Below are 13934 nucleotides of genomic sequence, written 5' to 3' on the forward strand. Positions count from 1 at the left end.
CCATCAAAAGCCGAAATCTAGGACACAGAGCTCAAACAACGTCCCAACCGTACGGGTCACGCTTCGCGCTTTCGACGTAGTCTTTGATCAGGGTCATCTTTTGTTGCAGGGCCTCTCGTCCTGCATCTAACCCTTGCTCACAAGCTGTGCGATAGCAAACATAGAGAACAAGATCGATCTGCTCGTCGACCAAATAAGCGTCAATCGATTGCTTCGCGCACACGGCGACAAGCTCACCGACCATGCCAGGGCACTTGCGCGCCATGGCTTTCCTCAACTGAGCGCGATTTCCAGGAACGAGATATCGACGCTTTTTCTTAACCGCGGTTGAGGCCACAAACCCATCGTCGCCGGGCGGCTCGCCACCAAAGCCCGAGCGGGGACGAGGACCCTCAGTCAGACCGCCCGGTATAATCACGAGGCGCGCGCGGCCCCTTGCCTTTCGTTCCATGCCTTGCCCCTTTGATGGACTTAGCCTTCTCATAGGACGTCAAACGGTTATCGAACCCAACCAGCTCATGAAGGTGCGATGATTTTTCTTGAAGCATCTCCACCCCCTTTTTTGTCAATTCATAGAGCTTTAACGGTGGCCCAGACTTGGAAGGTGAAGTTCCGGTCCGGGCGATGATTTCCTGCTCAAGCAATCTCTGGATTGTGCCGTACATCTGGGCCGTGTTGACCTCGTAGTTTTCACTTTCTAGGAATTCATAAATTGCCAAGCCGCTCGCATTAGCTCCGAGATATTGAACCGTTCGACATATTCTGAAAGTGAAATCGCCCATCTTTGGGTCTTTGCCTTTAGGTGCAGCAGGCCCAGTAAGCGCGGTTGAGGCGCGCAGTTTCAGCGTCTTCATCGAGTTGTCCTCAGCTTGCTTCATTTGAATTAGCTAACACGCATAAGCTAACGCGGTCAAGCTAACGTGGGACGTCACCGCTATCAGAGAGCTATTCCTCTGTCGCAGGTTGCCGTCCATTCTCACCTTCCGCGTTCAGCGTCCAAGGTCTGCCGACGCCGAATGCACCGCTCTGACGCGGATAAGGTCCGGATCGGCCGGGAAGGCGAGAGGTTGCGGCAGGGTGTTCACCTTGGCCTCGGTCGCGCGGACTCCCTCGGCCTTTCTGAGAGGCGGAGCAGGCCAGAGTCGGGGCCGGGCGCAACGGCGGCGGGAGACTATTTTCCGCCGGGGCCTACGGCCCCTTTGCATCGCGAACAAAATAGACCCCGCCTTGCTGTCCTTCGCTTCGCTACGGCCGCGCGCGGGGTGGCGCGCGGTGCTGCCCGTCCGCGCCTCCGGCTGAGGGTCCGCCGGAAAGGCCGGTGGATGTCACCGGTCTCCGAGAAACCAACGGGAATTACACCCATGGCCTACAACTCCTCGTACCGCCGTTCCGGCTATCCCTCCGTCACCGCCACCGCGCGCGTTGCCGACAACCTGGCGCTCTATGGGCACCGCCCCTCTGCAGACGAGCCGGAATACCGCCCCATGCCGGAGCCCGAGCAGCTCACCGGCGCGGTCAGCTGCCTCTTTTCGGCGATCACAGGCCCGTTCACTGACACCGCGCTGGAACCCGACATTGACGACATGCTGTGGTCATTGGCCAACACGCTGCACCACAAGACCGAACGCATGCAGCGACTGCTGGACGACAACGAAGCCCAGCAGCGCGCCTCCCTCGAGGAGCAGGACGGTTCCGAGGTGCGGTCGGTCGAGCTCGAACGTCTCACCGACAAGGGGCGCGCCCTGATGGATCGCCGCAATGCCTTCGAGCACATGCGCGACGCCGCCGCAGAAGCCTACGAGAACGAGACCGGCTCCGTGTGGCGCCCGCGCTCAGGCTCGGTGGTCAACCGCAAGGCGCAGACCGCGGCCATGGTCGACTCCCGCGACTACCTCAACGCCAAGCGTTACGCGGAGACCAACGTCATGATGCCGGCCGGCACAAAGATTGCCATCGCCGGTGGGTTGCAGTTCCAGGACCACAACGCGATCTACGCCGCGCTGGACGCCGCTTTGGTCCGGTACCCCGACATGGTCCTCCTGCACGGCGCCGCCAAGACCGGCGTCGACCACCTCGCCCTTACCTGGGCTCGCAACAAGGGCGTGAAGGCCATCGGGTTCGAGCCTGAATGGAACCGCCACAACCGTGCAGCTCCCTTCAAGCGCAACGACAAGATGCTCGAGGCCACGCCCGCCGAAGTCATCGTGTTCCCTGGCAACGGCATCACCGATAACCTCGCCGACAAGGCCAAGGAACAACGCATCCGTGTTGTGGATTGCCGCAAACCGGCGGCTTAGGCCGCCTACGGCCCCGGCTTACCCGGGGCTTCTTCATGGCCGGCATCAGAGAGGGAGAAGGGCAAGGGACTTGCGGCCGGAAACCGCCCCGAAGAGAGAGATCGGCCACCCGTCAAAAAAGGAAAGCAACACCGTGCTCCCCATCACAACACTCGCAGCCTTCAAACGCGCCCTCAAACCCGGCACACGTTGGGAAACACGGTCCTCCCATCGCGCACCAAACGACCAGCTCATCTCCATCTGGGAAGAAAAGGAAGTCATCCACGCCCAGTCCAACGCCGTGGCGTTCTCAATCGGCGTCTCTAAGACTGCCATCGCCGCCGGAAAGCAAAACCCCCACCGCAATGGGTCATGGCTCTGGTTCCCCAAAGCCAGCGCATGCACGTTCACCGAGGGAAGCCTTCGCATCACCCACAACAATGACGCTCAGCACTGGCGAGAGTACCGCCCTGTGCAAGAGTTCAGCAAAAGCCCAATCCAATGACATCGCACACCGTCTGGACAGTAGCCGCAGACACAGTCTGCGAAGGATGGGCACCCGCCACAATCCATGAGGACGAAGTCTCATACACGGACGTCTACCTCACACGTATCGAGGCCGAGCAAGAACTGGCCGACATTATCAGTGAACGGCTCTGCCTCTTCATAAAAAGCCCGGAAAGCTACGACGGCATCAATGATGCCCTCAACAGCGGCTTCTCCGTCATTGAAGCCGTCATGCGTGCTGACGGCACCATCCTCATCAACGGACAGGAAGAAGGCACCGCACCGCCTTCAATAAGATCCGCCATCGCCAACCTCCCGCCAACAATGGAAAGAGCCCTGCAAACATATAACAAAGTCCAAAATCAAAAGCGAAACCCGGGCAGCTCTCGATTTTACCGAACACGCAAACCTACCTAGGGGCAAACCGAAGTAGCTGACACCACAGGAAACAATGCTCACACCAAATAAATCTTTGCGCCTTAACCATGTTAAAATAAGCAATTTCCTAGGAGGATTCCAAAAGAGTTGCACGAAGGCAACACGCGCGGTCCGTAAAAACATTTCCCCAGAATATGTCTTTGCCTCCGCCCGTAAACGCGTATCATTTAGATCAATCAACCTTGAATATAGGGAGCGCCTTACCAAACCAATATCCTTCAAATTCACCAGCCATATTCCGTATCGCGTCGTTTCTTTTGCTGGAGACTTTCATGGTCTTGGCCTACTTCAATTTGCGCCCCATTCTACGAATAAGAAAAACGGTTCAACCCGTATCAGCTGCGTGGACCATGCGGTGATCGCAACGTCACGCACGCACGGATATCCATACCGTCAGCGACAATTGTTTCGCCGGCCGCTGGTCTGTCCTTGCCTTTAAGCTGAAACCTATCCCCATTCCCGTCCCTGTCCAACCTCGTCCGTGCGCACGGCCTGGTAAGCCTTTCCGTACGCGACCTCGGTCTATGTCAGATGACGGGTAGTGGCAGGTGAAGCACGCTCCTAGGAAAGCAAGCGCTTCACCTGCCACCTCTTCGCCGCAGCGAAAAATCCAATGGGTCCCTTTTCATTATCACCGGGGCATCCGAGGTCAACAGAATGATGCAAAATTCCCGGTTTCGGCGACACATTACCCTTTCGGTGCATTCGTTCATGCCACACACCCCGCTGTGCATGGACGGTACGATGGCAGGCGGGGCGCAGTCACAAGCAACCCGCCTGCCATCCTCCCGCTCGCCACTATCGTTTCGCGATCCCATTTCACGGCCCCTTCCAGAAACCACGACCTCGGAAGACAGACCACATCAACAAAAGCCACTATGCGCGCTACAGCCAACGACAAGTAATGGTTGGCAATCCAAATTTACCGACGCCAAACTTCATTTCTATCCCCACGGGGACGGAATTCGTCTTCCGTGTCACGTTCTCAGCTCGAGTTCTCATGTCTGATCCCCTCGCCCGCCTCAAAACAATAGACCGCCGCCGGATCATGCTGGCCACCTATAGCCGCCGCATAAGATTGACACGCCCCCTGGCCCCCGAAACCGAACGCCGCATGCAGAAGCGTATCGACGCACGTTTCAATGACCTCACACGCGAGCGCCGTCAGCTCGTCGAGCTCATCAAAGCCGACCCGGTTCTACGCCAACGCTTCTACGACCAAGAAGAAGCGATGCGCAAAGCCGCAACACCGAACGCCGTCCCTTCCTCTCAAAAGGAACGAGACCGCTAGCCACTTCTATGACCAACAAGCGAATACAATTTTGATTACTTTGTATGCTGAGCGTATTGCCAATGTATCCAAACAGTCCGACGCTTCCTTCCGTCACCAACCACGACGAAAGGAAGACACATGGACCAAACCACGACCACGCGCCCGCAGGGTAACTTCACGATGAACCTCAACTTCCGGCGCGCGAAAAATCCCAACGCGCCCGCCATCACCGGAAGCATCTCCACTCCTGAACACCCGGATCGGAAATTCGACTTCTCCGCTTTCGCCCAGCAGGAGACCGACAAGGAGACAGGCGAGGTCAAAACCTACTACATCGGCCCGGTCAGCACCGCGACCAGCATGCGTAGCGCCCTCGCCCAAACCAAGGAGAACAACACGCACTTCATCGCCATCCGCCCCAACCAGTACAAGATCTTTCAAACCCTGGAAGACGGAAGCCCCAACCCTGACTATGAAGCCTTGAGCGCTGAGGACCAGAAAAAGGAAGACATGAAGCCCGCCTTCTGGGGCAAGTGGACCCGCACTCCCGAGCTTCCCGTACTGGACTGCTCCGCTTGGGAACGCGAACCCAACCGCTACGGACCGTGGGCCAGCGGAAACACACAGCACCACATGACCAAGGAACAGCTGCAAAGCGCCGAACACGCGGCCGACGCCGAGCCGCAGCGTTCCGGCCGGAAGAGCCGCGCCCGCACCGAAGACGCCGACATGACCCGCTAACGGCACCAACAAAAAAGCCCCCGCTCAGGGGGCTTTTTGTTTAAGTGTCCATCACCAGACCCCGCAGAACCAACCCCAGCCCGTAAGATGCGGATACCGCAATCAAGGCATTCAGCGCCGAGAGCGTCATCGAAGCCTTCACGGCGCCGAGCCTGTTCACGTCATTGGCCCGTTGCCAGAACGCCTGATACTTCGGAAGCGACGTGACACACAGGCCCGCCATCCCAACCGGCACAACCACAAGGCCCGAAACCGCGCCGAGCCCGCAAACGGCGCATATCACCAGCAGCAGATACTCCACCGAAAGCACGTTCACCGGTCGCTACTCCTGTCCTCTTACCGCAGCGCGCTAAGCCCCGCCATGTAATCCCTCTCCCGCGCCACCACTTTGCGAAATTCCTCCCCATCCGGGTAACTCACCATCCCCCGCAAATCCTCCAGATAAAACTCGTCGCCACTTATCCGCACGTTTGAATTGCCCAGACGGTAGAACGTATCCGCCTTTTCATCGAACAGATACGGAATGCCCCTCACCACAGTCACCTCGTAGAACGACACCGTAACCCCCTTCCTCCGCACCTCCTCAAGGGTCATGTCCCAGCTGGCAATCGACAGGCAAGAAAACAAGCCCCGCTCGGGGTCATAGCGGAACTGGATGTTATCGAGAAAAACCGTAGGTAGCTCCTTCATGAGACCTCTCCTCAACGGTCGCGTTCCTCACTTCTACGCACCCGCTCATGAAGGGCTCTGTCCTTGTCCATAATCGCCTTAAACACATCACCCCGTGGAGCGCTGACAGCACCAACTTCAATCAAGGCCGTATAATCATTCACCCCCAATCTCTTCGAAGGATTTGATGCCCGCATCAGTTCATCCCTCACTTCATCGTAATAGTAAGGAACCCCACCAACCACATAAGCCCGCCACAACGCGGCATGCACGTGCCCACGTTCCACTTCATCCATTGTCACCACGCGGGGCTCCAGCCCCGACGACGACATGAAGACCTTGCGCGCAGCATCGAAACGGTAGCGTTGGTTGTTGAGGTAGATGTCGCAATACCGGTGCGCGTCCTTCATCATTCCCCCCTGTCGCTATCCGCATGCCTCTCCTTTTCCCGCCTCCAGAACGCCATCTCCTTCGCCATCGCCTTCTTGAAGGCATCACCCGTGGGAATGATCAAACGTTGATCCTTCTCATTAAGCAACTCAAACTGCTGATAGGTCAAAACCATGTGCGGGCCGCCAACCCGCCGGAACTCCTTCAGCCGCTCGTCGTGATAATAGGGGTAACCCTTGATCAACACGACTTTCAGGCTCGCCAGGTGCACACCCCGAACAGACAGTTCCTCTACCCGCAGCCTCTTCGACCGCTCCATCTCGTGCTGAAACACCTTCATCGCGTAATCCGTTAGCCACGGCTCGTTATTGAGGTAATACCGCTTCAACTCGTTCATGGTCACCTCCGCCTTCAACGTACGGACGTGCCTATCGACCTGCAAACCAAATTTCCTAGCTGCTCCTCGCTACGCCATATCCCCCTTTGCTACGCCCGCAAGCCGCACATCCACGAGGTATGGCCTTTGCGCGCGGGTCGTCGTGGCGATACCCGCTTCGGCCGCCAGCACATCCAACCTCTTTGAAAACTCGGCCTCCGTGTAAGCAACCGCATTGATGGACAAACACCAGCGCGCATAATCCTCATGCAATACCTTTACCGACAGCAGGTCCTCGCCAGGTTCAATGCGCGCCAACATGTAAGTGTCTACATGGCCCAAAACCTTCTTAGGTACGGATAGGGTTTTCGCTGCCTCAACCTCCTTCGCCCGCCACGGCGTCGTCACCATGAACAACCCGACACCCGAGCCGACCTCGATGAAGCACGCCAAGAGGATGGAAAGCGCGAGACCAATGTGCTCCTTCTTCACGGCATCCGTCACCAGACCAAAAACCCCTGCCAAAGCATCCACCTGCGCGTCAGATGTCAGGGGCGTCACGTGTTCCGGCGATTGAAGGGATGGATGTTGCAGTGCAGCCGTCAGCCGCTGCACCTCGTTGGACGCCGCTAGCTCAACCTTCAACTTCGCAACCTCCTCACACGCAGCACGCGTGGATTTGCGGTCAACGGCGCAATTATCGGACAGAACGCCGACCGCCTGCCCTCCCGCCCACACACGTTGCTTCAGCCTAAATGCAATCTCATCCTGCACCTCACGCACGCTCCGCTGGGGCCCTTGGAATGCAAGCGCATCCTCGATGCGCTTTCTCTCCTTTCTCACATCGCCATAACCATCCACTTGGGCTTGGGCCGTCCCCGCCTTGCTTGACCTGTGCTCGGCCGCAAACCCCAGCGACGATACGAACGAGAAACTTGTGCAAATACCAAACAGGGCGACCGCTGCCGCAGCTGAAAGCACATCGCCATGGCGCAATCCCCACGACATCATGAAAGGCGCAATCGCCTTCAGGCAATCGCCGCAGGCGGCGCCGGCACCGTAGAGTTTTCCATCAAGCTCGGTATCCGCGCTGCGCAACCCCATGCGAAAGTTAAGCGCAACAGATACAGCGATAAGCCCCAGCGACACCACAATGCCAAAGACGACCACCGCATCAACCAGAAGGCTCCGTTGGTTTTGAAGCTCTCGCGCACGTTTGGATCGCGGCCCACGCCTCTTCACCATGCTTGGTCTTCAGCTCCTCAATGGATTGATTGACTGCCTCCGCAAGCACCCGTTCGCAAAAGCCGTTTTTGGCTTCCCCGGTGACGAGCTTGATAATCTGAAGACTAATGGACATGGATTCTGGGACGCGAAGGTTCAGGCGCATCCGGTACCCTTTGAAATCCGCACGCCGGGTTGTCCTTACCCTTTGAGTACGCGCAAACCGTTCCCGCAAAATGTTGCGGCTATCCGCCATCCATCACCCTTGCTGTTGCGAAGGGCAGATTCTCCCATAAAGGGGAAAGGCGAATAAAGAGAAATTCCCTAGCTACTGCTAGCTACGCCATACCCCGCCCTACCTCTCCCGTTCCTTCCCCCAATTCTGCAGCACAGGCGACCATTCCGCCGTTTCCTCAAACCCCCGCCTTCTTGACACCTCCCTCACTTGCCGCGCCACATAGTCGTCGCGGTCATTTCCCCGTGCGGGTGCTTGACACATGCGGTCTAACGCCATCGCCACGGGATTCCCATTCGCCACCTCATGGCCAAGCAGCTCTACAGCAGAAGGCTTCTCGGCCTTATGATCAATCCATCGTCCCAACGAAGAATTCAAAAGAAAGACCCCCGCAATTTCCCGCAACTCGACGACATCCGCATCCCTCATCTGCCAATCGCGAGCCTCTTCGCGCCGAAAGGTAGAGGCACCAAGCCGCTTCGCCACTTCCGGTACCAAATCCCAAACGAACGATGCCTCATAGGTCATGACGTCAGGACAAGCGAGTTTATCCGGGTGCTCTTCTCGCGCCCGCCGCGCGAGCCGTAACAACTCTTCCGCAAGCCACCTGTCCGAAAGTCGGTAGATCCGTTCCATCTCCACTCGTGTTGCAGCAAGCCGTTTGAGTTGAGCAGGAGATAACAACCGTGAAAATTCCAAAATGCCCTCCATAACCCAGACTACCCCATCGTGCAGGAACGCATGGTGACGGAGGCACAAACCTGCCTACGCGCTGAGCACCGAAACTGCGCACAGCATGAAACGTCTCGCACGCCATCCCGAAGCTTTTTTTCCTAGCTGCGCCAGTCCCCCCTTCCCTACGCTTTACACCTCCTTCCAAATCCGTCACGCGAGGTCGCGCCGGTAAAGGGAGAGGGAGAGGCGGGTTCAGCCGGGTAAGCCGGTACGGGCACCGAGAGGTGTTCCGGCCGGGCAACCCGGAGGACAACCATGAACGCACCCATCAACATCCGTGCCCTTGAACGCGAAATCCGCCACTTCCACTTGTTCTGCGGACTGGGCGGCGGCGCAAAAGGCTTCAACCGCGGCCAAGCCCGCGTCGGAAAAACAACCGCACGCTTCCGCTGCATCGGGGGAATCGACAACAACGCTTCGGCGATCAAGGATTTCTCGCGGCTGGCCGGCGTTGAAGGAACCTGCCTCGATCTCTTTTCCCGTGAGCAGTACATCGCCTTCCATGGCCACGAGCCGCCGCCTGATTGGCGGGAGGCAACACCGCAAGACCTTCACACGGCCGCCGGTCACGAACGCCCGCACATCATCTTCCTGTCCGCGCCCTGCAAGGGGTTTTCGGGGCTGCTCGCCGAAGGCCTCAGCAAAACCGACCGCTACCAAAGCTTGAACGCCCTCACGCTTCGGGGCATCTGGCTGGCGCTCGAAGCCTGGAAGCACGACCCCACGGAACTGTTCGTCTTTGAAAACGTGCCGCGCATCATGACGCGCGGCCGTCACCTGCTTGACCGCATTGGAGAGCTTTTGCGCCAGTATGGGTATGCGGTGGCAGAAACCACCCATGATTGCGGCGAGCTTGGCGGTCTTTCCCAAAGCCGCAAGCGTTTCCTTCTTGTCGCGCGCCACATGGAGAAGGTGCCGCCCGTCCTCTACGAGCCGGAGAAACGTTCCCTCAAATCCATTGGATCTCTCCTTTCGCGGTTCCCCCTGCCCGGCGATATCGAAGCGGCCGGCCCCATGCACCGCGTCCCCGCGCTGCAATGGAAAACGTGGGTGCGCCTTGCATTCGTCGAAGCGGGTTCCGATTGGCGCAGCCTCAACAAGCTCGCTGTGGAGAACGGGTATCTTTCCGAATACCTGCTGATGCCGGAAAGCCGTTGGGACAACTCCCTTCAGTACGGCGTGAAACGGTGGAACGATGCGTCAGGCACGATCGCCGCGCGCAGCCACCCCGCCAACGGAAAGTTCTCAGTTGCCGACCCGCGCATTGATGGCCACCCGCGTTCGGTGCAGATGGGCGTGCGGCCGTGGTCGGAGACCGCACCCGTCGTCACCGGCAAGATGATGGTGGGTGGTGGCCCCCACTCCGTCGCTGACCCGCGCCTGCAGGGTGCCCCGCGCTTCAACACCACCTGCCGCATCGTTCCGTGGGAAAGCGCATCCCCCGCTGTTGCCGGACCCGGCGGACCGGCCGGAGGTCTCTCCGTTGCCGACCCACGTCACCACAACTGGCACCCCGGCGCCTCGAGCGCGAAGGAACGCGTCACCCATTGGAAGCAGCATTCCTACACCGTCACCGGCGCCCAGCAGGTTGCATCCGGCGCATTGTCGGTTGCCGACCCGCGCCCGGTCGCCTTCCGCAACGGCAAGGAGAACTATCAGACCGGCGGGCATTACGGCGTTGTTCCATGGAACACGCCCTCTTATGGCATCACCGCCTACGGCCAGCGTGACAATGGGTTCTGGTCACTGGCCGACCCGCGCGTTGATCAGCTTCCAGCGCCTGACCATAAACTCACCACCGTCATCCGCGCGCTGGATGGAACCTGGCACCGGCCCTTTACAACGCTGGAGCTCGCTGCGCTTCAATCCTTGCTGGACCCCGAAGAACATCTCGAACTGGAGGGGTTGTCGGATGCTGATTGGCGCGAGCGCATTGGAAACGCCGTTCCCCCTAAAGCCGCCGAAGCAATCGCCGGCGTTATGGGAACAACCCTGTTGCTCGCGTGGTCGGGGGCGACGTTCACGCTTGGCTCGACGCCCATTTGGGTGCGCCCTGTCGCTATCGGATTGACGCTCCCGCCTTCGGCATAGCCCCCGTGTCCCCATCTCCCCAAGTGTGGGCCCCCACATGTGGGGATACACATGTGGGCCTGGGTAGACCCCCATCTGTGCGCTTGGGGTGATGTGGGCTTCCCCATATCCCCATGCGTGGGCCTGTGGGCTTCCCCATCTGTGGGCCTCCCCACTTGTGTATCTGTGCTCCTCCCCATATCCCCATACCCCCATCTGTGGGCATGGGGTTTTCCCACCATCGTTTGCCCCCGCCTTTCCGCCCTTTCCCATTTGCCACTTGTGGGCCTGTGGGTATCCCCAGTTGGGCATCTCCCCATTTGGGGTTATGGGGACTTCCCCATATCCCCACCTGTGTATCTGTGGTTCCCCCCACTTGTGGACTTGGGGTTATCCCCATTTCCCCATACCCCCATGCCCACAGGCCCCCATCTGTAAAAAATATCACACCCCCTGCATACGATTGCCCATGTCATGAGCGCGGTCGCTGGACAGTCCTTAGATAACGACGCAGCATCCACCCATGAGCACTCAACAACGCGCCGCCATTATCGCCTTCATCTCCCCCAAGGGCGGTGTTGGCAAATCACTCACCTGCCTTACGCTGGCAGCGAGCCTCACCAATCAGGGTTATACGGCCCGCGTCATCGACTTCGACCAAACCGAAACCCTTTACCGCTGGTACAAGAGCAACCCCTGCATCGACCTTATTAAAGGTCTTGAGGTGGAGAAGGGGCCTACCGCCGACATCGACATCGACGCCTTGGTCAACGGCCTGTGGAATTACAGCGGCCACGATTTTGTCTTCGTCGATCTCGCCGGCCACATGAATCGCGTTGCCTTGCTCCTGGCCGCCGCCGCCGACATCACCATCACCCCGATGGGCCTCGATGAGCCCGACGCGCGGGAAGCCCAAAAGCTCAACCGCGAACTCAAAGGCATGGCTTCGAAAATGACGAAGCCGCTGACCCACCGCCTCCTTGTCAACAAGGTTCCCTTCGGAATTCTCCCCGCCCACCAGGCCCTCACACTGGATGAGGTCGATGCCAGCGACATGGTTAGGTTCAAGAACATTCTGCACCTGCGCCCCATCCTCTCGGAAACGTGGAAGACTGGAACGACACCGCATTACGCCGACCAAAAGCGCTTACCGGTCAAAAGGGCCGTCGAAGAGATCGACGCCGTCACCGAAGAATTGCTGGCCGTATTCCAACCCCAAGAAGAAAGGATTGCCGCATGAGCAGCCCCGCCAATAGACCCTTCATGCGCCCGTCGCTCTCCGATGACCGCGGCTCGTTCGCCGACGTCTCGAAAGCCGTGAACGAACACGCGGCCGAACGCGGCATCCCAACCGTCGTCCCAACACCAAGCCCTTCCGCCCAGCAAGACCAGGAACAAAGCACTTTGCCGTCGGCATCGGTGGTCAAGACCTCAAACTCCAAGAAAGGGAAGGGAGCCCGTACTTCGGAACAAGCCCAGTCCCCCACCAAACGCCTGTCCGTCGACATCCCCGACTACCTGCGCGCCGAATTGCGCAAACGCGCCGGTGATGGCGAGAACACCATCAAATACCTAATCTGCCGCGCGCTGAAAAAAGATGGCTTCCACGTCGAGGCCCACGACCTCGTGGAGGACGGCCGCCGTGAAGCCAACTAAGCTGAACCTCAAATCCCAAGCCGAATTCAGCGATCTTTCGCTCGAGCAAAAGAACAGGTACCTGCAGGAGGTCGCCGCGCGAATATCTGTCATCGAAGGCGACGAAGACCCCCAGCCCCTCAACAAGGAAGCGCTCGCCAGGCTCCGGCGGTTCTACATGCGCCGACGGCTTTCCGACCTCGCCTTGGACACCACCACCAACCCTTTGTTGCGCGACACCCTTAAACGTCTTAGCGAAGCCGTCCACCTTGACGAGGTTGGCCAACTCATCAAACACGAAGCGCCCCTCAAGCTGACGTCCAACATCCTCACGCTCCGCGATGCGCCGACCGAAGAAAACCAACTATCCTTCTTCTCGCCACCCACCTACGACGCCCCCCTCAAGGACGACGTCAACCTGATGGACGTGGCGCCATTCTCGCTTTCCAAGAACAAACGCGAGGAAGGCGTCATACGCTACGAGCTCCCCGACGCCATCATCACCATCGAAGGCGGCGCCGAAACAGGCCTGGCCAACGCCTTCGACTACGACATCTTCCTGCACATGGTGACATCCCTCACCTCCACCATGAAAGAGTACCGCATCGCCGAGAAGAAGGGATTGCGCCCCAGCCTCCCCGCGCGCTGCTACCGCCCCTCGATGGGCGAAATCCTCTCCTTCGCGCGAAGAGGCCACGGGGGTCGCCAGTACGAGCGCATCGAAGGAGCGCTGGACCGCTTGCAGGCAACCCGCATCAAAATCACCAACCTCAACCACGCAGCCAAGCGCCGCGCCTCGGAATCATTCCCCCTCATCGGACGCTACAAGGTCATCTCGCGCACCAAGGGCAACAAGATCGACACTGTTGAAATCGACATTCCGGATTGGGTGTATCAGGGCGTGGTCAACCCCAGCGACAAACCCAGCGTGCTCACGCTTCACGCCGACTACTTCCTCATTGCCAAACCGCTTGCCCGCTTCATTTACCGCCTCGCCCGCAAGTCCGCAGGAACGACGGGCATCTCCGACTACGGCCTTGAGACCGTCCACCTGCGTTCGGGTTCAAGCTTACCCTTCGCCAAGTTCAGAAGGGCCCTGCAAGAAATCGTCGAGGATTCCAAACTCTGCCCGTTGCCCGAGTACAATCTTGAAATCCTGCCCGCCAAGAACGGCGAGAAGCTGCGCATGACCAAGCGCCACGCGCAAATCACCGAAGGAGATCAGCAAGCCGCCTGATGGACAAAAAGCCCGTGCATCGCTTCCTCCGGCTTGGACAAAAATGGCCCCATGCCGCGTTGGACAAAAACGCCGTGCATCATTCCGTCCAAACTTTTCGGGAACGCAAGTGATGCCTTTTCAGGCAC

General features: G+C 58.8%; 17 protein-coding genes. 9 read left to right on the plus strand and 8 right to left on the minus strand.

The features are described 5' to 3' along the window. Positions 1 to 31: 31 nt before the first annotated feature. On the minus strand, positions 32 to 451 hold the full coding sequence (locus PE058_RS19420) for a hypothetical protein (protein WP_271030644.1): 420 nt from the start codon (positions 449 to 451) through the stop codon (positions 32 to 34). Continuing rightward, a complete protein-coding gene (locus tag PE058_RS19425) occupies positions 393 to 854 on the minus strand; it encodes a PadR family transcriptional regulator (protein ID WP_020084599.1) in 462 nt (153 codons plus the stop codon). The genes PE058_RS19420 and PE058_RS19425 overlap by 59 nt, the downstream gene beginning before the upstream one ends. 507 nt (positions 855 to 1361) lie before the next feature. Between PE058_RS19425 and PE058_RS19430 the strand changes: the two genes are divergently transcribed. The 5 genes from PE058_RS19430 to PE058_RS19450 all read left to right on the plus strand — a co-directional run bounded on the left by PE058_RS19430 (position 1362) and on the right by PE058_RS19450 (position 5235). Next, on the plus strand, positions 1362 to 2297 hold the full coding sequence (locus PE058_RS19430) for a DUF2493 domain-containing protein (protein WP_020084598.1): 936 nt from the start codon (positions 1362 to 1364) through the stop codon (positions 2295 to 2297). 70 nt (positions 2298 to 2367) lie between these two features. Beyond that, positions 2368 to 2781, plus strand: coding sequence for a hypothetical protein (locus PE058_RS19435; protein ID WP_271029181.1), 414 nt, complete (start codon positions 2368 to 2370; stop codon positions 2779 to 2781). Further along, the gene (locus tag PE058_RS19440) at positions 2778 to 3200 is read left to right on the plus strand and encodes a hypothetical protein (RefSeq protein ID WP_271029182.1); all 423 of its coding nucleotides are present in this window, start codon (positions 2778 to 2780) and stop codon (positions 3198 to 3200) included. Before PE058_RS19435 ends, PE058_RS19440 begins: the two co-directional genes overlap by 4 nt. A 1021-nt stretch (positions 3201 to 4221) precedes the next feature. Continuing rightward, positions 4222 to 4512 carry a hypothetical protein gene (locus tag PE058_RS19445; RefSeq protein WP_156827200.1) on the plus strand — a complete coding sequence of 97 codons (291 nt, stop codon included), beginning with the start codon at positions 4222 to 4224 and terminating at the stop codon, positions 4510 to 4512. A 120-nt stretch (positions 4513 to 4632) separates the two neighbouring features. Further along, positions 4633 to 5235: a hypothetical protein gene (locus PE058_RS19450; protein WP_271029183.1), complete on the plus strand. Its 603-nt coding sequence runs from the start codon at positions 4633 to 4635 to the stop codon at positions 5233 to 5235. 40 nt (positions 5236 to 5275) lie between these two features. On the opposite strand, the gene PE058_RS19455 is transcribed toward PE058_RS19450, so the two are convergent. The 6 genes from PE058_RS19455 to PE058_RS19480 all read right to left on the minus strand — a co-directional run bounded on the left by PE058_RS19455 (position 5276) and on the right by PE058_RS19480 (position 8765). After that, on the minus strand, positions 5276 to 5551 hold the full coding sequence (locus PE058_RS19455) for a hypothetical protein (protein ID WP_020084593.1): 276 nt from the start codon (positions 5549 to 5551) through the stop codon (positions 5276 to 5278). A gap of 20 nt (positions 5552 to 5571) precedes the next feature. Then, a complete protein-coding gene (locus tag PE058_RS19460) occupies positions 5572 to 5925 on the minus strand; it encodes a hypothetical protein (protein WP_271029184.1) in 354 nt (117 codons plus the stop codon). 11 nt (positions 5926 to 5936) lie between these two features. After that, entirely contained in the window at positions 5937 to 6317 is a 381-nt protein-coding gene (locus PE058_RS19465) for a hypothetical protein (RefSeq protein WP_271029185.1), read from the minus strand. Further along, on the minus strand, positions 6314 to 6691 hold the full coding sequence (locus tag PE058_RS19470) for a hypothetical protein (protein WP_271029186.1): 378 nt from the start codon (positions 6689 to 6691) through the stop codon (positions 6314 to 6316). Before PE058_RS19470 ends, PE058_RS19465 begins: the two co-directional genes overlap by 4 nt. 69 nt (positions 6692 to 6760) lie before the next feature. After that, positions 6761 to 7915 carry a hypothetical protein gene (locus PE058_RS19475; protein ID WP_271029187.1) on the minus strand — a complete coding sequence of 385 codons (1155 nt, stop codon included), beginning with the start codon at positions 7913 to 7915 and terminating at the stop codon, positions 6761 to 6763. A gap of 334 nt (positions 7916 to 8249) precedes the next feature. Further along, on the minus strand, positions 8250 to 8765 hold the full coding sequence (locus PE058_RS19480) for a hypothetical protein (protein ID WP_020084587.1): 516 nt from the start codon (positions 8763 to 8765) through the stop codon (positions 8250 to 8252). A 354-nt stretch (positions 8766 to 9119) separates the two neighbouring features. On the opposite strand from PE058_RS19480, the gene PE058_RS19485 reads away from it, so the two are divergent. From PE058_RS19485 to PE058_RS19500, 4 genes are all read left to right on the plus strand, one after another. Next, positions 9120 to 10955: a DNA cytosine methyltransferase gene (locus tag PE058_RS19485; RefSeq protein ID WP_271029188.1), complete on the plus strand. Its 1836-nt coding sequence runs from the start codon at positions 9120 to 9122 to the stop codon at positions 10953 to 10955. 502 nt (positions 10956 to 11457) lie between these two features. Continuing rightward, the gene (locus PE058_RS19490) at positions 11458 to 12174 is read left to right on the plus strand and encodes a ParA family protein (protein ID WP_271029189.1); all 717 of its coding nucleotides are present in this window, start codon (positions 11458 to 11460) and stop codon (positions 12172 to 12174) included. Beyond that, on the plus strand, positions 12171 to 12590 hold the full coding sequence (locus PE058_RS19495; protein ID WP_271029190.1) for a hypothetical protein: 420 nt from the start codon (positions 12171 to 12173) through the stop codon (positions 12588 to 12590). Before PE058_RS19490 ends, PE058_RS19495 begins: the two co-directional genes overlap by 4 nt. After that, positions 12532 to 13806 (plus strand): replication initiator protein A, encoded by a 1275-nt coding sequence (locus PE058_RS19500; protein WP_271029191.1) that lies wholly within the window; start codon positions 12532 to 12534, stop codon positions 13804 to 13806. The genes PE058_RS19495 and PE058_RS19500 overlap by 59 nt, the downstream gene beginning before the upstream one ends. Positions 13807 to 13934: the final 128 nt, after the last annotated feature.

It is taken from the genome of Hyphomicrobium sp. DMF-1, from assembly GCF_027886585.1.
Classification (GTDB): domain Bacteria; phylum Pseudomonadota; class Alphaproteobacteria; order Rhizobiales; family Hyphomicrobiaceae; genus Hyphomicrobium_C; species Hyphomicrobium_C zavarzinii.